This is a genomic window from Ruegeria sp. CDSC025, from assembly GCF_059610805.1.
Map to the genome: position 1 here is coordinate 99,767 of NZ_JBXWOJ010000003.1, position 19,436 is coordinate 119,202.

A 19,436-nucleotide genomic window follows, 5' to 3' on the forward strand; every position below is an offset into this window, starting at 1 on the left:
ATGACAAGCCGTCGACAATTCCTTGCGGGCCTGGCTGCAGCCAGCCTTGCCCCGACACAAGGTTGGTCGACTGTCGGCGCGCCGGATTTCCTGGCGGCGGCGCTGTTTCCGGACGGCACCTATCGGCTGGCGGGCCTGAGTTCTGAAGGCGGTATCTTATTCTCTCTCCCCCTGCCGGCGCGCGGCCATGCCGCTGCGGCGCATCCCTTGCGCGCGCAAGCCGTGGCTTTCGCCCGCCGCCCTGGCACCTTTGGCGTGGTGATCGATTGCAAGAGCGGAACCCAAACCGCACGGATGGATGCTCCCAAAGGCCGCCATTTCTATGGCCATGGCGTGTTTTCCCGGGATGGAACCCATCTGTTCACCACCGAAAACGACTATGAGGCCGGTGAGGGTGTGATTGGCGTCTGGGACTCGGAGGACTACACGCGGTTGGGCGAGTTTTCTTCGGGCGGAGTCGGGCCGCATGATATGCGGATCATGCCGGATGGGGAAACTCTGATCATCGCAAATGGCGGCATTGAAACACATCCTGAAATGGGCCGAACCAAGCTGAATCTGCCCATCATGCAACCGCGCCTAAGTTATCTGAGTCTGTCAGGCTCGGTCCTGGAACAGATAGAGCTGCCCCGGACACTGCATAAAAATTCGATCCGGCACCTTGCCGTTCGATCCGACGGTCTGGTTGGGTTTGCAATGCAATGGCAGGGCAACAGGTTAACCCAACCGCCTTTGCTGGGACTGCACAAAAGAGGCGAGGCTCCGCGCCTGCTTGCAGCCCCGGAATCGGTGCAAAGTGCCTTGCAGGGTTACGCTGGCAGCATTGCTTTTGCCGGGGACGGCAAAACCATCGCCATCACCTGCCCTCGCGGCAACAATTTGCTCCGGTTCGACAGCTTGACCGGTCGACTTAACGACACGACCCCGCTTGAGGATGTCTGCGGCCTGGGTGCCGGGCCTTCCGGTTTTGTCTTCACCACAGGCACCGGGCTGGTCGGAGCGCTTACTGCCAAGGCCCGCATTTCCGCCCGGCCGGATTGTCAGTGGGATAACCATCTGGTTCCCGTTGGTCTGCCTGTATAAATTCGGAAATACCCGTCACATAGATTACACTTGGACGAATCGAATTGCTGCCGTATTGGCGGGCGCGAAGCAGGCACCCTAGGTTAAGGACAGACTTGATTGAAACAGACGCCCGACGCACCGCATTCCATCTACGGGGTTGAGAAATGGGGCAAAGACCTCATCGAGGTGACGGAAGACGGCGAAATCGGTCTGCGCAATCCCCTTGCACCAGAGACTGCTGCTATCAGCCTGCCCGGTATTCTGCGTGATCTGGACGATCGCGGCATCAAGGCTCCGATGATCCTGCGCGTCAGCTCCTATCTGGAGCACGAGATTGTCCATATTAACGAAAGCTTTGCAGAGGCGATTGCCCGGGTTGGGTACAAAAGCAGCTATCGCGGTGTCTTTCCGATCAAGGTCAACCAACAGGCTCAGGTGGTCGACCGGATCGTCGAGTTTGGGAAGAAGTACAATTATGGCCTTGAGGCTGGCTCGAAACCGGAACTTGTGGTCGCGCTTGCCCATCGTCTGGCCAATGAGGCGCTGATCGTCTGCAACGGCGTCAAGGATGCCGAGTTTATCCAGCTGGCCATCCTCAGCCGCAAAATCGGGTTCAATACGGTGATCGTGCTGGAAAGCCCGAAAGAGGCCGACACGGTGATCGAAGTCTATAACCAACTGGGCATCGAACCGCTGATCGGCGTGCGGGTTAAACTGACCAACCAGATCAGCGGAAAATGGGAAGAAAGCTCGGGCGACCGTTCCGCCTTTGGCATGAACACCGATCAACTGGTCGCCACGGTGGACAAGCTGAAGGCCGCCGGATTGCTGCACTGCCTGAAGCTGCAGCACTCGCATCTTGGATCGCAGGTGCAGGACGTCAATGACGTGCGCCGCGCCGTGGGTGAGGCCTGCCGATACTATACCGAACTGACCCGCGAAGGCGTACCGCTGACCCATCTGGACCTGGGTGGCGGCATGGGCGTAGATTACACGGGCGAAAAGAAAGCCGCCGAAAACTCGATCAACTACACGGTAGAAGAATACTGCGCCAACGTGGTCGAAACCGTGGCCTATGCCATGGATGAAGCCGAGGTCAAGCACCCCACATTGGTCACCGAAAGCGGGCGCGCTATCGTTGCGACCTCATCCATGCTGGTGTTCAACGTGCTGGAAAGCACGCTTTATGACGCGCCAGACGGCCCTGAGGTCGAGGCGGATGATCATCACTTAGTCTCGGACCTTGCCGCCGTGCACGGATACCTCTCCAGCGACCGCCTTCAGGAATGCTGGAACGACGCCACTTTTTATCGCAACGAGCTGCGCGCCCTGTTCCGCCGCGGATATATCGACCTGCGCCAGATGGCGCGTGCCGAACGCATTTATCTGTCATTGATGGCCCGCCTCAAGGCGTTGGCTGCCAGTGATGAGCTCGACACGGATGTCGACGAACAGTTGGAAAAAGTGGCTGATATCTATCACTGCAACTTCTCACTGTTCCAATCGCTGCCCGACGTCTGGGCCATTGACCAGCTACACCCGATCGTGCCGCTGCAGGGTCTGAACGAAACGCCCGACCGCCGCGCGGTGCTGTCCGATATCACTTGCGACAGCGACGGCAAGATCGACCGGTTTATTCTGGCCGACGGTGTCTCGCCCAGCCTGCCAGTGCATTCCCTGCCCGAGAATGACGAATACTTCATGGGCGTCTTCTTTGTTGGTGCTTATCAGGAAACGCTGGGCGATCTGCACAACCTGTTCGGCGACACCAACGTGGTTACCATCGACCTGCGCTCCGATGGCGGTTTCGATCTGCTGCACGAGCAAGAGGGCGACACCATTGGTCAGGTCCTGTCCTATGTCGAGTTTGATCCGGCCGACTGTGTCGCCGCCTTCCGCAAAATGGTGGACGAGGCGATCTCGACCGGTACTCTGCTGGCCAAAGACCGCAAAACCCTGATGAGCGCATATCGCGACTCGATCAATGGCTACACCTATTACGAATAACCCCCGAGAGGAGATGACCCCATGGGAACTTTGAGTGGCAAAACGCTGGTTGTCGGCGCGGGCGGCGTCTCTCACGCTGCGGTGCACAAGATGGCGATGAATTCGGACATCTTCACTGAAATCACGCTGGCCAGCCGCACCAAGTCGAAATGCGACGCCATTGCCAAGGCCGTGAAAGAGCGTGTGGGCGTTGATATCGCTACTGCGGAGCTGGACGCTTATAAGGTCGCGGACACGGTCAAACTGATCAAGGACACCGGTGCCGAGGTCCTCGTGAACCTGGCCCTGCCCTATCAGGACCTCGTGCTGATGGACGCGTGCCTTGCGGCGGGCATCCACTACATCGACACCGCGAATTACGAGCCCGAGGACGAAGCCAAGTTCGAGTATCACTGGCAATGGGCCTATCAGGATCGGTTCAAACAGGCAGGACTGACCGCCATCCTCGGTTCGGGCTTTGATCCGGGCGTGACGTCTGTCTTTGCGACGTGGTTAAAGAAACACAAGTTGGATACGATCCGCCAGATCGACGTGCTGGACGCCAATGGTGGCAGCAACGATCAGGAATTCGCCACCAACTTCAACCCCGAGATCAACCTGCGCGAAGTGTTGGCCGAAGTGCGCCATTGGGAAGCTGGCGAATGGAAACACTCCCCCGCCATGACCCATAAGGTCGAGTTCGATTTCCCCGCCATCGGCCCCAAAAACATGTACCTGATGTATCACGAGGAGCTGGAGAGCCTCTCCACCCACTTCCCCGAAATCGAGCGCGCCCGCTTCTGGATGACCTTCGGCGACGCCTATATCACCCATGCCAAAGTGCTGGAAAATGTTGGCATGACCCGCATCGACCCGGTAATGCATGACGGCAAGGAAATCATCCCGATCCAGTTCCTGAAAACCCTGCTGCCTGATCCCGGCGATCTGGGTGCGGAAACCAAGGGCAAGGCCTGCATTGGCGACATCGCTACAGGTCAGGCCAAGGATGGCTCGGGCGAGAAGACCTATTACATCTACAACATCTGTGACCACGAGGAATGCTACGCCGAGGTCGGCAGCCAGGCCGTCAGCTACACCACCGGTGTCCCCGCCATGATCGGTGCCGCGCAGGTGCTCAAAGGCAACTGGACGCAGCCAGGTGTGTGGAACATGGAACAGCTCGACCCGGATGATTTCATGGACATGCTAAACGCCCATGGCTTGCCATGGCAGGTTCACGAACTGGATGGTCCGGTCGAATTCTAAAGCTTAACCGTCATCATATTAAAGAGGGAGCGAATAGAAGCAATGTCGTCAGATCAGCAAATGGCAATTCTGATCGGGTCGATGTTCGGAACCTATGCGCTCCTTCTTATTTTATCGAAGCGGTACAGGACAGACACGGTCAAAATGTTCCGCTTGGAAAAGTCCAGCATTCTTGTGGCAGTAGAAAATCCTGTCGCTACCACTGCTCATATCCTGTCATTCATTATACCACTTTGGATGATGGGCCTCATCTGAAACTGCGTCGAACTTTAAGGGGCCGCAGTTAGAATGAAAGGGACTGGATTATCATGGCAGAAATGATGACCACACAAGCCGGGGATGCTGGAGCCTTCCGCAATTTCGACCTCAACCGCGTGCCAACGCCTTGCTTTGTGGTCGACGAAAAAGCAGTTGAGCAAAATCTGGCTATCTTGTCCGACGTCGGCAGTCAGTCAGGTGCGCAAGTGCTGAGTGCGCTCAAAGCGTTTTCGATGTTCTCGCTTGCGCCGCTGGTCCGCCAACATCTTGACGGCACCTGCGCCAGCGGTATCTATGAGGCGCGTTTAGGCCGCGAAGAATATGGCGGCGAAGTCGCCACCTTCTGCGCGGGCTACAAGGAAGCGGACATGGATGAAATCCTGTCGCTGTCCAACCATGTCATCTTTAATTCTATAGCTCAAAAGGATCGGTTCCTGGCCAAAGCCCAAGCAGCAGGTGTGCAGGTCGGTTTGCGCATCAACCCGGAACATTCCGAGGGCGAGATTGCAAAATACGACCCCTGCGCGCCCTGCTCTCGATTGGGAACCCCGGTCAGTCAATTGACCGAAGAGGTTCTAACCGGAGTCGATGGCCTGCATATGCATACCTTATGTGAGCAGGGGTTCGAACCGTTGCAACGCACATGGCAGGCCGTCGCGCCCAAACTGGCACCTTTCATGGTGCAGCTCAGATGGTTGAATTTCGGCGGCGGGCATCACATCACCCGCGACGACTATGACCGCGAAGGGCTGATCGCCTTCATCAAGACAATCCGCGAAAAACACGCGGTCGAAGTCTATCTTGAACCCGGTGAAGCCGTCGCTTTGGACGCGGGGATTCTGGTCGGTGAAATCCTTGACCTGCCGACCAATGACATGAAACTGGCGATCACCGATATTTCAGCCACATGCCACATGCCCGACGTGATCGAAGCCCCCTATCGCCCGGCCCTGATGGCCGAGGCCGAGGCAGGCCATACCTACCGTCTGGGCGGCCCGTCCTGTCTGGCGGGGGATGTGATCGGCGACTATACGTGGGACAAACCGCTTGAGATCGGCCAACGCTTTGCCTTCCTAGATCAGGCGCATTATTCGATGGTCAAGATCAACACCTTCAACGGTGTCCCCCTGCCCACAATCGCCCTGTGGAACAGCGAAACCGACGCGTTGAAAATTATCAAACAGTTCGGCTATGACGACTTTAAAGAGAGGCTCTCATGAGCGTTTTCCTCGACAGTGAATTGAACACATCGGAACGGACCGAAAACGCCCGGTTTCGTGTAATCCCAGTACCGCTGGAGCGCACGGTATCCTACGGCTCGGGTACAGCCGGTGGCCCGGCGGCGATCATCGAGGCCAGCAACGAGCTGGAGCGCATCATTGGCCTTGCCGAGCCTTGCACAGCGGGTATTTTCACTGAGGAACCTTTGAACTGTGACGGCCCTATGCCTGCAGTGATGGAACGCCTTGCCCTGCGCACCGAAGCCGCCATTCGCGCTGGTAAAGTACCGGTCACTCTGGGCGGTGAGCATTCGCTGAGCTACGGTGCGGTGATGGGCGTGGCCCGCGCGTTGAACCAACCGATCGGGATCGTCCAGATTGATGCGCATGCGGACCTGCGCGACACGTATCAGGGTGAAAAACACAGCCATGCCTCGGTCATGCACCTGCTGGTCCAAGAAGGCGTCCGACTGGCCCAATTCGGCGTCCGGGCCTTTTCGACCGAAGAGGCGCAGAGCCGGGTGAAGAACAACGTGTTCCACATTGATGCCGAGGAGCTGGTCACCGGCAACATCAACGCGGTCGATCTGCCCAAGGATTTCCCCGAACTGGTCTATGTCAGCTTTGATGTCGACGGGCTGGACCCTTCGCAAATGCCGGCCACAGGAACACCCGTGCCCGGCGGCTTGGGCTATTATCAGGCGCTACAACTGGTCGAGCATGCCCTTCGGGGGCGCAAATGCGTGGGGTTCGACGTGGTCGAGCTGGCCCCGGACGGCAATGCCGCCTGGGACTTTACCGCCGCACAGATCGTCTACCGTCTGATGGCCGCCTGCTAACCTTCGGCGGTTTCGTTCAACTCCATATGCCCCTCGCCGCGGCTTAGGACACGGCGCAGCATCGGCTCGAAGAACTCCAACGGTTTGGTCGGGTAATCCGGATCGAACGCCTTTTGGTCGTATTCATGGCAGAAATAGCGGCAGTCCTCCCAAAAAGGACTGTCGCGGTACTTGTCGCGGGCGTTGCGGTCTCCGCCCAGGTGGTGATTGTAGTAATAGCCCTGGAACACGCAGTGATGTTTGAGGATCCAATGGGTTTTCTCGCTGACATAGGGCTTCATCATCGCCGCTGACAGCTCTCCATGGTTATAGGGAGACAGGATATCGCCGGTGTCGTGGATCAGCGCTGCGACGACCAGCTCTTCTTCCGCCCCATCCTCATAGGCGCGCGTCGCGGCCTGCAGGCTGTGCTGATAGCGGTTCACGGGATAGGGCGTCCAATCCTCATCCAGCGAACGGATCGCATCCAGTATCCTGTCCGGCAACGCGGCGTTATAGGCCTCTTCGTATTCCATAACGGCGTCCCAATCGGCCTTGGTCGCCTCTTCAAAGCTGGTCCAGGTGGGTTTGTGGGTTTTGTCCAGCATGGTCCGGTCCTTTTGACTGATCATCCAACCGCAGCCTAACGCAGAAAACCTGAGCGAAAAAACGAATTAGCTTGGCCGAAGAACATTGCGCCGAAATGCGCCGTAGCTTCAGGCTTGGGACAATGCCCGCGAGTGTTTTCTTGCGCGCACGCGCAGAAGCGGACGACCTGCAATCAAAAGAAACAGGCACGAGATCAATATGCCCATGACAGCAGGCAAATAGAGCAATAGCCACAATTTCGGGTCTTCGATCACCAACGGAGACACAAAGCCGCGCATACCTTCCAAAAGGACCAGAATTATGAATGCTCCAAAAATCTGTGGCCACAGGCCAAATCTGGAAAAGCTGCCCAACATAAGGGTTGCATAGCCCGCCATCGCGACCGCGATACAAATGGTGATCCACGAAAATCGCTGATGCAGCTCGTCGATCAACGCGCCCTCAGTGAACCCTTCTGCTGCCGCGATCGCAGCCCGGTCGCGCAACAGCTCTGCGGTGGGAATGGCCTCGAGGCTTCGCTCGGCCGCGTTGTCGGTACTCGTCAATTCTGAGATGTCATAGGACGCGTCCTGAAACAGTGTAGACGACAGGGTACGTCCCTGCCTGTCCTGACGCAGGGCAACTCCGTCAACCATCACCAGATGAATGCCCGAGCCGTTATTGACCAGATAAGCTGTTTGGCTGGAATAGCTGACCGGGCTGGTTTTATCCCGCCGGTCCGAAACAAAAACTTCGCGCAAAGTCCCGTCCAGATCAATTCCCCCAATATAGACGGTCACGTCACTTGCAGGATGCAGGAATTCGCCTTCATTCAATAACTGCGCTGTGACGTCACCCGCCACTTCGGCCTGCCGTTTTTCCAGTAGATCGACCGAGGCCGGGCGCAGGAAAACACTGATCGAGGCCATCATCAGACCAGCAACAAGACCGAACAGAACCACAGCGCGAGCCAGCCGCCACGGGCTGGAGCCTGTGGCCAGCATCACCGTTAGCTCGCTTTCACGGCTCAGGCGGTTGGTGGCATAGACGGCCGCTGCGAACACGGCCATGGGCATCACCGTACGGATCAGCGTCGGCAAAGTAAGAGCGGTAAATTCAAGAAACACCATGGCCGATTGACCACCGCTGATGACACGGTCAAACAGGCTGACCGAGCGGGTGATCCAGAAAACCCCCACCAGAATCAGAGTGAAAAAGCCGAACAGAATCAGCAGTTGCCGCAGGAAATATCCATCGAAGCGCGACATGTATCCTCATCCGGCTACCTGAAATTCGTTTGGACAATATGCCAATCCCCTGACCGAGGAAACCGCATAGCCCAAGAATTATAGAATTTGAGCCGTGCGCACTAAAACGGCTTATGCCACATCGGAATTGGCACCCCGATCCAGAATGCTTACCTGCCCGGATCAGTCCAGCGTTTCAGACAACGATCTGAGCAGGTGATTGAGTTGATCGCGCTGTTGCAGGGACAAACCCTGAACCAGGCGCTGCTGAGTCTCTACATGATCCGAAACGGCGGCCTCAATCGCTTTGAATCCGTTTTGGGTAAGACGGATCAGGAAGCCCCGGCCATCCTCAGGGTTTTGCACTCTTTCGACCATCCCCGCCTTAACCAGTTGATCGACGCGATTCGTCATTGTGCCGGACGTCACCATTGTAAGCTCCAAAAGCTCGCCAGGTGAAAGACCCTCTGGCTTGCCAGACCTTCGCAACGTGGCAAGGACATCAAAGCTGGCAGCGTTCATGTCATGAAGAGCCCAAGTATGCTCCATCGCCCTTCGCAACTGAACCGCCAACCGCGTCAGTCGACCAACGGTTTCCATTGGCCCCACATCCAGGTCGGGCCGGGCACTGTTCCACTGCGCGATAATTCGCTCCACATGATCCATGAGTTCTGGCTAGCCCAACTTTATCTTGACGTCAAGATTTTGCAATATATCTTGACATCAAGATAAAGGGATTCGCCATGAGACACCAAACCGACATCGCCCTAACTGCTGTTGCCCCTTTGATCTGGGGTAGCACTTATTATGTTACGACCGAATTTTTGCCCGTCGGATATCCGATCACGATGGCCGCGCTGCGTGCGCTGCCTGCCGGGCTGCTGCTTCTAGTTTTGTCCCGTCAACTTCCAAGGGGTCATTGGTGGGGCCGCATATTCATTCTGGGCGCGCTCAATTTCACCGTGTTCTGGACCCTGCTTTTCGTCGCGGCTTACAGGCTCCCCGGTGGGGTCGCAGCCACTGTCGGCGCGGTACAACCTCTTATTGTAGTCTTCCTGTCGGCATTTCTGCTGAACACCCCGGTTGGGCTGAGATCGGTCGGCGCAGCGCTGTTGGGGGTGATCGGCGTCGGGTGCCTTGTCCTCGGTACAGCTATCAATCTTGATACGGTAGGCCTGATCGCTGGACTGGGTGGCGCCCTTTCGATGGGAGCAGGAACTGTCCTGACGCGCAAATGGCAACCGCCAGTGCCGCTGCTGACATTTACCGCTTGGCAACTAACCGCCGGCGGGCTGTTGCTGGTGCCGCTTGCACTGATGTTTGAGCCCGCCTTACCAGCGCTTGAAAAAAACAACCTTCTCGGAATTGGTTATCTGAGCGTCATCGGGGCTGCCCTGACCTATATCCTGTGGTTCCGAGGCCTCGCCCGGATCGAACCCTCTGCGGTCTCGGCACTTGGCTTTCTCAGCCCGCTATCCGCCGTAATGATTGGTTGGGTCATGCTTGGGCAAAACCTGACCTTTGTGCAGATCGCCGGTGTCTGTATTGTACTTCTGGCGGTCTGGCTGGGGCAAATGGGCAAACGTACCGGCCGTTCGATTGTCACCATCAGAAAGCCCGCCTGAAACTCCAGGCATCGATGTACGAGTTTTGTGCTAAACTGTGTGCTGTGCAACGCCCGGGCTAGAAAGGTATCACGTGTCAAAAAGCCGAGTAAAACCGCGCTATTTTGCCATCGCCCTGCTGCCGGTATGTGTTTTCGCAATCCATAAACTGATCCAGAACCAAATGATCGCCAATGAACTGGACGTTCCAGTAAACTTTGTGTTGAGCGGTAGCTCTTGGCAGGAAGCCGTTGGTCGATTTCGGTTTCTTGCCGCGTCCTGGTTCTTTTTATCGCTGGCCTTGTTGCCCGTGGCAGTCTTGTTCCGGACCCTGTCACGCCCGATCGAAAAAAACACCCGGATCGCGGCAATCGCGATTGTAGTCGCCATCGTGTTTCTGGCTCTCGTGCCGACCATTCAAAAGCATATGACCGACCAAAGCCCGCAGATTTACCACCAGATCGGCAAAGCCGTTTTTGAAACAGCATTGTCGCAAGGCACCTTGCCGGCATGTTCCGGTTCGGAAGATAGCTGGATGTTTGGGAAATGCGGGCAGGCCCCTGTTCTTTCGCTGTTCAACCGTATTCTGGACCTGGTGAATGCAATGGCCGGCCTTGCGATCGGGTCGTTGATTGTCGGAATGATATTGTGTCTTGGTCGGCATGAATCTCAGGACATCGAAGCAACCGCAGCTGAGCTGGCGCAAAACTTGCGGCAGATGCGGCAGCAGCTCTACCTGTCCAGTCTGGTGCTGACCTTCGGCATGTTCTTTGCCGCAAGCTGGATGTACTGGCCCTTGCCCATGATCGCTGAATCAGAAAGGGCCGCCTATAGCGCATTGCTCAACGCATCGGCCTTGTTCACCGGCACATATTTTTGCTTGCTAATGCTCAGCTACTTTCTTCCCGTGGCAGTCCTTCTGGACGGAAGAATTTCTAACCTCGCTTTGGCTGCCCGAAATCAGGGCGGCACAGACCAGACATTCGACATTGATGACTGGAGATCGTCGCATAAGCTGACAGAAGGAACAGGTGACATCATCCGCGCCGGCTTCGCCCTGACGGCCCCAATCTTGGCCGCTTTTGCCGGTGGCATATCACCGATTTTGGGTTAGACCGTGATTTGTTGAGCAACCAGAACGCGGTTTATCGCATCGGTCGAATGCTCTGCTGGTCCAAGTTGTAACAGCTAGGCTGCGCAAAGGGTCACGCGTGTCCCATTCCGCCCAAGCTGGCACAAACTTCTGGCAATGGAGAGAATGGCAGGGGCAGCAGGGTTCGAACCCGCGACCTACGGTTTTGGAGACCGTCGCTCTACCAACTGAGCTATACCCCTAAGGTGCGCCTCAAATATGCTAGCCGCGCGGCGGACTCAAGAGGCTTTTTCAGATTCCTCCTCAGTTATGCGCACGACAAACAAGTTGCGTATGGCGTTGAGTTCTATAAGACACGGTTTGATCAATATGAGGGTCACCATTAGTGAGTATCCGCAAGAAAATCGCCGATAGCGAGGCCGTCCTGAATTGGACCGCCCGCCGCATCGCGAGCTATATTCGGATGGTTAACCGCAACACCCAATGGCAACGCATCGGCTATGAAGAGCTGGACCAACTGGCCGATCAGGGCGAGCCGGTCATCGTTGTCCTTTGGCATCAGCGACTGGCACAATCGCCCTATTTCTTTCCGTTGGATAAGGGGCGTATCTGCTCGATCACATCCTCGGCACGCGCTGGCAGCATGGTTGGTCGGGTGCAGAAACTGTTCGGCATGGACACCATCGCCATGACCAGCAAAAACGCCAACAACATCGCGGTGTCACGCGAAGTGATCGGCAAGATCAAGCGCGGCATTTCCATCGGGATCGCTGCTGACGGCCCGCGCGGCCCGGAACGGGTGCTGTCGACCGTGCCTCTGGTCTGGGCCCGCACCTCGGGCAAGCGGGTCTTCGGGATCACCTTTTCCGCTCGCCACGGCAGCGAGGCCGGAACCTGGGACCGCCTGCTGATGCCACGCCCTTGGCGCAATCAGGGCGTCTTTTTGTGCCGGGAATGGACCGAAAACGTTCCCCGCAAGGCCAGTGAAGAAGAACTCGAGGCCCTTCGCCTCAGCCTTGAGGCGCATATGAACGACATCACCGCCGAAGCAGACAGGATGGTCGGGCGCGAACCTTGGTCTCCCCAAGGCTAACCGCCGCGCAGCCTTTGCATCAGATAGACTTCGCTGCCCTCGGGGATCGGTTCAGTCAGCCCGCTGGCGATCACGCGCCCGTTGATTGAGATAGATACACCGGCATCAATCGGTGCCTGAAGCTGCGGATGAACCCGCGCAAGTTCCCGCAGCAGCTCGCCGGTGGTTTTGGCCTCGACCTCGACCACCTGTTGACCCCCGGTCAGAGACCGGAGGCCGGACCAAAGGTGGACCTCAACCATTGTCCTTGAGCGCCGCCAAAATGCGCGGCGGTGACATTGGCAGTTGCTTCATCCGCACTCCTGCAGCGTTCGAAACCGCGTTGGCGATGGCTGCCAGCGGCGGCACAATGCCGGTTTCACCCACACCACGCACCCCAAACGGGTGGCCGGGGTTGGGAACTTCGACGATCACCGTATCGATCATCGGCAAGTCGCTGGCGACCGGGATACGATAATCGAGGAAGATCGAGTTCTGCAGACGACCATCCTCGCCATAGACATATTCCTCGTTCAGCGCCCAACCGATGCCCTGCGCCGCGCCACCCTGATACTGGCCTTCCACATAGGTCGGGTGGATCGCCTTTCCGGCGTCTTGAATGACCGTATAGCGGGTGATGCTGGTCTTGCCGGTTTCCGGGTCGACCTCGGCATCGACGATATGTGTGCCGAATGACACGCCTGCGCCTTCCGGGGTCGCTTCGAAATGGCCCGAGATCGGACCACCGGTCGCACCCATATCGGCGGTGATATCGGCCAGCGGCATCGGATCGAAATCGCCCGCATTGGGGCCCGAGGGCACCGCGCAGCCGTTTTCCCATTTCACCGCATCTACCGAGATGCCCCACTTGGCCGCCGCGCGTTCGCTCAGCTTTTCAACCGCATGCCGGGCCGCCTTGATCGTGGCCAGCCCTGAGGCATAAGTCACGCGCGAGCCGTGCGAAACGTCGTTATAGCCGAGTGTTGCCGTGTCCGCGATGGTTACGCGAATATTCTCGTAGGGAATGCCCAACACCTCGGCTGCCATCAGCGCCATCGACGCGCGCGAACCGCCGATATCGGGCGTGCCGACCATCAGCTGGGCCGAACCATCCTCGGACAGGGCCAGCGACACGGATGTCTCGCCCCCGTGATTGAACCAGAATCCACAGGATATCCCACGCCCCTGCCCTGGTTTCAGTGGCGCAGAATAGTGCGGATGCGCCTTGGCGGCCTCAAGCGTTTCGACCAGACCGATGCGTTCGTAGCGCGGGCCATAGCTGGCCTTGGTACCTTCGTAGGCGGCGTTTTTCAGGCGCACATCCACGGGGTCCAGCCCCAGCTTCTTGCACAGCTCGTCAATCACCGATTCAACCGCAAACGCCCCCATCGGCGCGCCGGGCGCGCGATAGGCGGCCTGTTTCGGGCGGTTGGCCATGACATCATAGCCCACCTGCTTGACGTTAGTCAGGTTATAAGGAGCAAAGGCACACATGGCCGTCATATCACCCGGCGCGCCGGGGAAGGCCCCACCCTGCAGGCGGAACACGCCTTGCGCTGCGGTGATCGTGCCGTCATTCTTCATCCCGATCTTGATATCCATCGACGCGGAGGCCGTCGGACCGGTGGCCCGGAATACCTCGGATCGGGTCATCACCAGCTTGACCGGGCGGTTGGCCTTGCGGCTCAGCGCCAGCGCGACCGGCTCGATGAATACGGTTGTCTTGCCACCAAAGCCGCCGCCAATCTCGGACGCCGTCACCCGCAGTTGCGATGTTTCGATCCCCAGCAAAGCCGCACAGGTTTTCTGCGCGATCCAGTGCCCTTGGGTGGTGCACCACAGCTCACCCTTGCCGTCATTTCCCAGCGTCGCCAAACAGGCATGAGGTTCGATATAGCCCTGATGGGTTGCCTCGGTGACGAAGCTGTCTTCAACAACCAGATCCGCTTCGGCAAAACCGACCTCGACATCGCCATGCCCGCTTTCGTGATAGCGCACGACGTTCGGGTGCATCCCTTCGGGCACGGAATAATCCGCCGCCCCCTCGCGTATAACCGGAGCGTCCGGGGCCATCGCTTTGTCGACATCGGTCACATGGGGCAGCACCTCATATTCGACCTCAATCAGTTTGAGTGCGTCACGAGCCGACAGCGCCGAAGTTGCCGCAATAGCTGCCACCGCGTGGCCGTCATACAGGGCCTTCTCGCCTGCCATAACGTTTTCCAGCACGTTCCAGAACTCACCTTCAAGACCGGGCTTAAACGGCACCTCAGCGAAATCGTCACGGGTCACAACGGCTTTGACGTCTTTATGCGCTTGGGCCTTGGAGGTGTCGATCTTTACGATCCGCGCATGGGCATGGGGCGAGCGCAGAATAGCCCCGTGCAACATGCCCGGCGCGGTGGCGTCAGCACCAAATTTCGCGCGCCCCGTGACCTTGTCCAGCCCGTCAGGGCGGTTCGGTCGGGTGCCAACGAAAGTGAATTCAGATTTGCGATCGTCGAGTGCCATTACGAAGCCTCCCGCAGTTCAGCCGCTGTATCCATCACGGCGCGAATGATCTTGTCATACCCGGTGCAGCGGCAGAGATTACCAGCCAACCAATACCGTGTCTCTTCCTCGGTCGGGTTCGGGTTCTTTTCCAGCAACGATTTGGCCGCGACCAGAATACCGGGGGTGCAGATACCGCATTGAAGAGCAGCATATTCAATCATCTTCTTCTGCAGCGGATGCAGAACGTCCCCGTCTGCAATACCTTCGACCGTCTCGATCTGTTTACCCTCTGCTTCGATCCCAAGCATCAGGCAGGAACAAACCAAACGGCCATCGACAGTTACCGAGCAGGCACCGCAATCGCCGGTGCCGCAGCCTTCTTTCGCACCAGTAAGGTTCAGCTTGTCGCGCAGACAGTCCAGCAGGGTCTCGCGTGGGTCACACAGGTATTCGACCGTGTCACCATTGACGGTGGTGGATACGTGGAACTTGCTCATGCTTGCTCTCCCTTGGCGCGGGTATAGGCGATTTTCGCGGCGCGTTTGGCCAGAACCCCGGCCACTTCGGTACGGAATGCGATTGTGCCGCGCTTATCGTCGATCGGGTTACAGGCAGTAGATGCGGCAGCGGCAAGCGCGTCCAATGCAGCATCGTCAAGGGTGCTGCCCATGATCGCCTTGGCGCAGTCTTCGACAAGCAGAACAGTCGGAGCCACAGCGCCCAGCGACACGCGGACCTCGGTGATGGTATCCCCGTCCAGACGGAGATTCACACCTACGCCAACCACCGCAATATCCATCTCGGTCCTGGGGATGAACCGCAGATAGGCATCACCTCCGTTTTCGCCGCGTGCAGGAATATTGACCGCCGAGATCAGTTCACCCTTGGCCAAGGACGTTCTGCCCGGGCCGGTCGGAATATCTTCGACGGCAACCTCACGGGTGCCACCTGGTCCGGTTACTGTCACGGTCACGCCCGCTGCCACCATGGCTGGCACCGAATCCGCCGCAGGCGAGCCATTGCACAGGTTGCCAGTCAGCGTCGCCCGCCCCTGCACCTGAGTCGATCCGATCAAATCCATCGCTTCGACCACGCCGGGCCAATCGCGGCCCAACCCGGGATGTTCGCTCATTTCCGCACCCGTCGCCGCCACGCCCAGCGTCCAGCTGCCGTCAGCATTGCGGGTGATATCGCTTACGCCATTGATTTTCTTGATGTCTATCAATGTATCAGGCGTCACCAATTCCGAGCGCAACTGCACCAGAACATCGGTGCCACCGGCAAGAAACCGTGTAACGCCATTTGCATTTTCTGCCAGAGCCGACGCCTCGGCAAAGCTGGCAGGGCTGTGATAATCCATGATTTTACCTCGCGCCTGTTGGTCAGGATCCACTGGGGTTCGCAGGGACGTTAGTGCAGCAACACACTGGCGTCCATGGCAAGAACGACCTATTTTTCGATCCCGAAATGTCGTTTCCAGACCTCGGATCAGAGGTCGATCTCGACCACCCCGTCCGGGTCCGCAGCACGGCTTTGGCACAGGATGATTGCACCTTCGCGCTGCTTGTTCGACAGCACGAAATCCCTATGCTCGATTTTACCCGAAATCACACCGCATTTACAGACGCCGCAAATTCCGTCCGAACATTTCACATCGACCTGAATTCCAGCTTCGTTCAGCACCTGCGCCGCGTGTTTGTCGGCGGGAACCTGCAGCTCTCGCCCCGATTTGGCCAGTTTCAGCGTGAAAGAATGGTTCTCATATTCGGGCTGCTCGGGGACCGAGAAATACTCCAGATGCCGCGCCTCGTCTGGGAACCCCTGACGTTCAGCTGCCTGTATCACGCCTTCCATGTACCGATCTGGGCCGCAGGTATAGACGTGCCAACCTGCCTGATATCCCGACAGGATTGACTGTAAATCAGCGCGCGTACCTTCGTCCGAGAAATGATAGTGCACGTGATCGGCCCAGGGCATTGCAGCCAGATCGTCCAGATACCCCGCCCCAGCGCGGGTACTGGCCGAGTAATGCAGGTCAAAGGGTTTGCCCAGACTGTGCAGGCGGTGGGCAAAAGCGATCATCGGCGTGATACCGATCCCGCCGCCCATCAGGAATGTCCTGGTGGCGGTCTCATCCAGTTCGAAATGGTTGATCGGTTTCGAGATGAAAACCTTGCGCCCTTCGGTAAAAATCCGATGCAACAGGGCCGAGCCGCCCCGCCCCTCATCCTCGCGCAAGACACCGATCTGATAGGTCACTGGGTTCGCTGGATCGCCGGACATTGAATATTGCCGCAGGAACTCTGGCGCGACCAGCACGTCCAGATGGGCGCCTGCGGTCCACTGAGGCAGCGGCGCACCATCCAACGTTGAGAACTCGTACTTGGTTACATCATCCGTCATCCGGTCGACCATGCTCAGCTCGACCCGCATGACAGGGGCATCACCTGCGATGGAATAGTTGTGAACAACAGACATGTCCCCGGCGGCCTTGCGTGCCTTGTACTCCTCTGCCGTGACCATCGCTTCATAAGCTGCAATCCCGGCTTCGCGGTCCATGGCAAAAGGATAGGGCCAGGGATGCGGGGCCAGATAGGCGGGATAGACCGCCAGCGTCTGATCCTCATATTTCAGGGCAAGGTCCGTCTGCAGGTTGCGCCGGTTCAGCGGATGCTGGGTCGGGCGATACGCGCCGTCGGGCTGCAATTCGATATCCCACCACCATTTCTTGGTGTCGTTCAAGCCACCATTGCCCACCGCATCGTCCAGTTTCGCCAGCGCTGGCGCGGCTTGGGGGAAGTTCATCGCGGCCCAGCGGAAGGGACGCTCCTTGAAGATGCCTTCCAGATTCCATGGGCAGGTTTTCATGCACCGCCCGCACATCGCACCACCCGATGTTGTCACACGGTAAGTTGCGCATTTCTGGCTGTCGGACTTCCAGATTTCATAGCCGTTGAACATCAGTTTTGGCCCGGCGGTGATCGCCCCCGAGGGGCATTCTCGCGCGCATTTATTGCAGCTTTCACAAAAACTCTGCAGTCCGAAATCTATCGGCTTGTCATGAGCCAGAGGCATATCTGTTGTGACCGCACCGGATTTCAGACGCGGGCCCAGATAGGGGTTCAGGATGACCTCGCCAATCCGGCTGACCTCTCCCAGCCCCGACAACAGCAACAGCGGAGGTTGCAGCACCTCACCATCCATCACCGTATGAGCCTTGGCCTTATACCCAAGGTTGCGGATTTGCTGTGCCATTACCCCGCCCAAAAGCGAGAACCGCAGATAGGCGCGCATGGATTGAGCGACCGCAATCCAGTCGTCACCGCTGGATCCCTCCATCGTCTCATAACCTTGGTCGATGATCATGCTGATGGCTTGATCATGTGGCGGTGTAATCTCTTCTCCGGCGGCATCATGTGAATACCACGCCCATTCGGGGCAGCGGCTGAGGCCCACCGCATCCGCACCAAGGAAATAGCTCGCCGCTTTGATATTGGCGGCGTTCCGGACGGCATCTGTCGGCGGCGCTGTCTGGGCACTGTCCCCATCCTGCAGCAGAACAAAGGCGCCCAGCGCGCGCCGCTGCGCGAAACTGGGGGCCGCCTTGCGCACGTAATGCCCGCCCTTGGCCGCGTCCTGCATGGGTTTTCCCATGTCGCCGAATTGCGCCCGTGCAAACATGTCGGCCCGTTTGGGGACGCGGGCGACGTTTTCTTCATCAATGTAGGTGGTCGGCGTTTCGACGCGCTTGAGCTTTTCGAACGGATGCGCCCCATCCACATAACGGCGCTTAGCATAGGGGTCGCGGTTCAGCGCATTCTTGGCAAAACCCGACCCCAACCACCATGCCGGACCTTGCGTACGAAACCACGGTTGTTGAGCCATCGGACACAGCGGCTTGTCATGCGTGATCTGCAGCTCGGTCGTTACCACGGCCAACCCGAACCGGGTCCCAAGCCACGGGGCAACAAGTTGTCCACCTTCGGCCGAGGCCAATCCCGCGGCGACCGCCAGTTTGCCCAGATCAACATCCGACGACATCGCCGTATGCGCCCGTGCATCAAAGCCAAGCAATCGGATGTAGTTGGCAATCACCACCGCATTCTCGGTTGCCAACAAACAAGCGCGATGATCCTGCGCATCCACGATCCAATCGGTTCCGGGCTCGGACAGGTCCGGGTCTCGGTTGTGTTCGTACAGAAACACGATTGCATGGCGGTGGCTGTCGATTGGCTTTGGCGCAGCCTCGATACTGTCCTTCAAATCCGCCATGATGACATCAATGCCCGAGGCCAGCGTCTTGGTTTGCCGTGTCCTCAGGGCATCAGCCAGCCGGTCTATATCAGGGTTGCGGCGCGGCTCGGGCAACAGTGCTTCGGGCGGCAGTGGTCCGCACCCAATCATCGACGCATCGTTGAAATAACCAAAGGCTTTCAGATGGTTGGCGCGCGCATTCGGATCTGACGGGATATCGCCCATTGCCGGGTTCACCAACCCGTCGCGGATCGCATCCATCATCGCCTGAAACTCACCCATCGCATTGACGATGCTGTGGGGCTGATCGGGGCGGCGAAAACTAAGATCGCCCATAGGCGGCACCTGTGACAGGTCCGGCATTGTGTCTTGCCGCGCCAACCGCTCTAGCGGGTAGCCGCCCATATGAACTGGCCTGTTCCGGTCTGAAAAGAAACGGATTCCCATAGCGTGCCTCCCCTAGCCCGTCTGA

16 protein-coding genes and 1 tRNA gene are annotated in these 19,436 nt (G+C 58.1%); 8 read left to right on the forward strand and 9 right to left on the reverse strand.

Annotated elements, in window-relative coordinates:
• From AC2FH8_RS05950 to speB, 5 genes are all read left to right on the forward strand, one after another.
• Nucleotides 1-1,083: a DUF1513 domain-containing protein gene (locus AC2FH8_RS05950; RefSeq protein WP_496688807.1), complete on the forward strand. Its 1,083-nt coding sequence runs from the start codon at nt 1-3 to the stop codon at nt 1,081-1,083.
• A 99-nt stretch (nt 1,084-1,182) separates the two neighbouring features.
• Nucleotides 1,183-3,072, forward strand: coding sequence for a biosynthetic arginine decarboxylase (speA, locus tag AC2FH8_RS05955; RefSeq protein WP_281972444.1), 1,890 nt, complete (start codon nt 1,183-1,185; stop codon nt 3,070-3,072).
• Nucleotides 3,073-3,093: 21 nt separating this feature from the next.
• The gene (locus AC2FH8_RS05960) at nt 3,094-4,317 is read left to right on the forward strand and encodes a saccharopine dehydrogenase family protein (RefSeq protein ID WP_496688810.1); all 1,224 of its coding nucleotides are present in this window, start codon (nt 3,094-3,096) and stop codon (nt 4,315-4,317) included.
• Between the two features lie 308 nt (nt 4,318-4,625).
• Nucleotides 4,626-5,795, forward strand: a complete 1,170-nt coding sequence (gene nspC / locus AC2FH8_RS05965; RefSeq protein ID WP_496688812.1) for a carboxynorspermidine decarboxylase — start codon at nt 4,626-4,628, stop codon at nt 5,793-5,795.
• Nucleotides 5,792-6,634, forward strand: a complete 843-nt coding sequence (gene speB / locus AC2FH8_RS05970; protein WP_496688814.1) for an agmatinase — start codon at nt 5,792-5,794, stop codon at nt 6,632-6,634. Before nspC ends, speB begins: the two co-directional genes overlap by 4 nt.
• On the opposite strand, the gene AC2FH8_RS05975 is transcribed toward speB, so the two are convergent.
• The 3 genes from AC2FH8_RS05975 to AC2FH8_RS05985 form a co-directional block, all read right to left on the reverse strand.
• The gene (locus AC2FH8_RS05975) at nt 6,631-7,221 is read right to left on the reverse strand and encodes an HD domain-containing protein (RefSeq protein ID WP_496689149.1); all 591 of its coding nucleotides are present in this window, start codon (nt 7,219-7,221) and stop codon (nt 6,631-6,633) included. The genes speB and AC2FH8_RS05975 overlap by 4 nt on opposite strands.
• A gap of 108 nt (nt 7,222-7,329) precedes the next feature.
• Nucleotides 7,330-8,469: an LPS export ABC transporter permease LptF gene (gene lptF / locus AC2FH8_RS05980; protein WP_142635808.1), complete on the reverse strand. Its 1,140-nt coding sequence runs from the start codon at nt 8,467-8,469 to the stop codon at nt 7,330-7,332.
• 162 nt (nt 8,470-8,631) lie between these two features.
• Nucleotides 8,632-9,114 (reverse strand): MarR family winged helix-turn-helix transcriptional regulator, encoded by a 483-nt coding sequence (locus AC2FH8_RS05985; protein ID WP_496676356.1) that lies wholly within the window; start codon nt 9,112-9,114, stop codon nt 8,632-8,634.
• A gap of 77 nt (nt 9,115-9,191) precedes the next feature.
• Here AC2FH8_RS05985 and AC2FH8_RS05990 point away from each other — a divergent pair, with 77 nt between their 5' ends.
• Together AC2FH8_RS05990 and AC2FH8_RS05995 are read left to right on the forward strand one after the other, a co-directional pair.
• Entirely contained in the window at nt 9,192-10,073 is an 882-nt protein-coding gene (locus AC2FH8_RS05990; protein WP_281995325.1) for an EamA family transporter, read from the forward strand.
• A 73-nt stretch (nt 10,074-10,146) separates the two neighbouring features.
• On the forward strand, nt 10,147-11,166 hold the full coding sequence (locus tag AC2FH8_RS05995; protein WP_281995326.1) for a hypothetical protein: 1,020 nt from the start codon (nt 10,147-10,149) through the stop codon (nt 11,164-11,166).
• Between the two features lie 145 nt (nt 11,167-11,311).
• On the opposite strand, the gene AC2FH8_RS06000 is transcribed toward AC2FH8_RS05995, so the two are convergent.
• Nucleotides 11,312-11,387 (reverse strand) — tRNA-Trp (locus tag AC2FH8_RS06000).
• A gap of 143 nt (nt 11,388-11,530) precedes the next feature.
• Here AC2FH8_RS06000 and AC2FH8_RS06005 point away from each other — a divergent pair.
• Nucleotides 11,531-12,238, forward strand: coding sequence for a lysophospholipid acyltransferase family protein (locus AC2FH8_RS06005; protein WP_496688816.1), 708 nt, complete (start codon nt 11,531-11,533; stop codon nt 12,236-12,238).
• Here the strand turns inward: AC2FH8_RS06005 and AC2FH8_RS06010 are convergent.
• From AC2FH8_RS06010 to AC2FH8_RS06030, 5 genes are all read right to left on the reverse strand, one after another.
• On the reverse strand, nt 12,235-12,480 hold the full coding sequence (locus AC2FH8_RS06010; RefSeq protein WP_142635798.1) for a MoaD/ThiS family protein: 246 nt from the start codon (nt 12,478-12,480) through the stop codon (nt 12,235-12,237). The two genes, AC2FH8_RS06005 and AC2FH8_RS06010, sit on opposite strands and share 4 nt — an antisense overlap.
• Nucleotides 12,473-14,728: a xanthine dehydrogenase family protein molybdopterin-binding subunit gene (locus tag AC2FH8_RS06015; RefSeq protein WP_496676366.1), complete on the reverse strand. Its 2,256-nt coding sequence runs from the start codon at nt 14,726-14,728 to the stop codon at nt 12,473-12,475. Before AC2FH8_RS06015 ends, AC2FH8_RS06010 begins: the two co-directional genes overlap by 8 nt.
• Nucleotides 14,728-15,207: a (2Fe-2S)-binding protein gene (locus AC2FH8_RS06020; RefSeq protein WP_142635794.1), complete on the reverse strand. Its 480-nt coding sequence runs from the start codon at nt 15,205-15,207 to the stop codon at nt 14,728-14,730. The genes AC2FH8_RS06015 and AC2FH8_RS06020 overlap by 1 nt, the downstream gene beginning before the upstream one ends.
• Nucleotides 15,204-16,070 (reverse strand): FAD binding domain-containing protein, encoded by an 867-nt coding sequence (locus AC2FH8_RS06025; protein WP_496688818.1) that lies wholly within the window; start codon nt 16,068-16,070, stop codon nt 15,204-15,206. Before AC2FH8_RS06025 ends, AC2FH8_RS06020 begins: the two co-directional genes overlap by 4 nt.
• 128 nt (nt 16,071-16,198) lie before the next feature.
• Nucleotides 16,199-19,411, reverse strand: coding sequence for a reductive dehalogenase (locus AC2FH8_RS06030; RefSeq protein ID WP_496688820.1), 3,213 nt, complete (start codon nt 19,409-19,411; stop codon nt 16,199-16,201).
• Nucleotides 19,412-19,436: the final 25 nt, after the last annotated feature.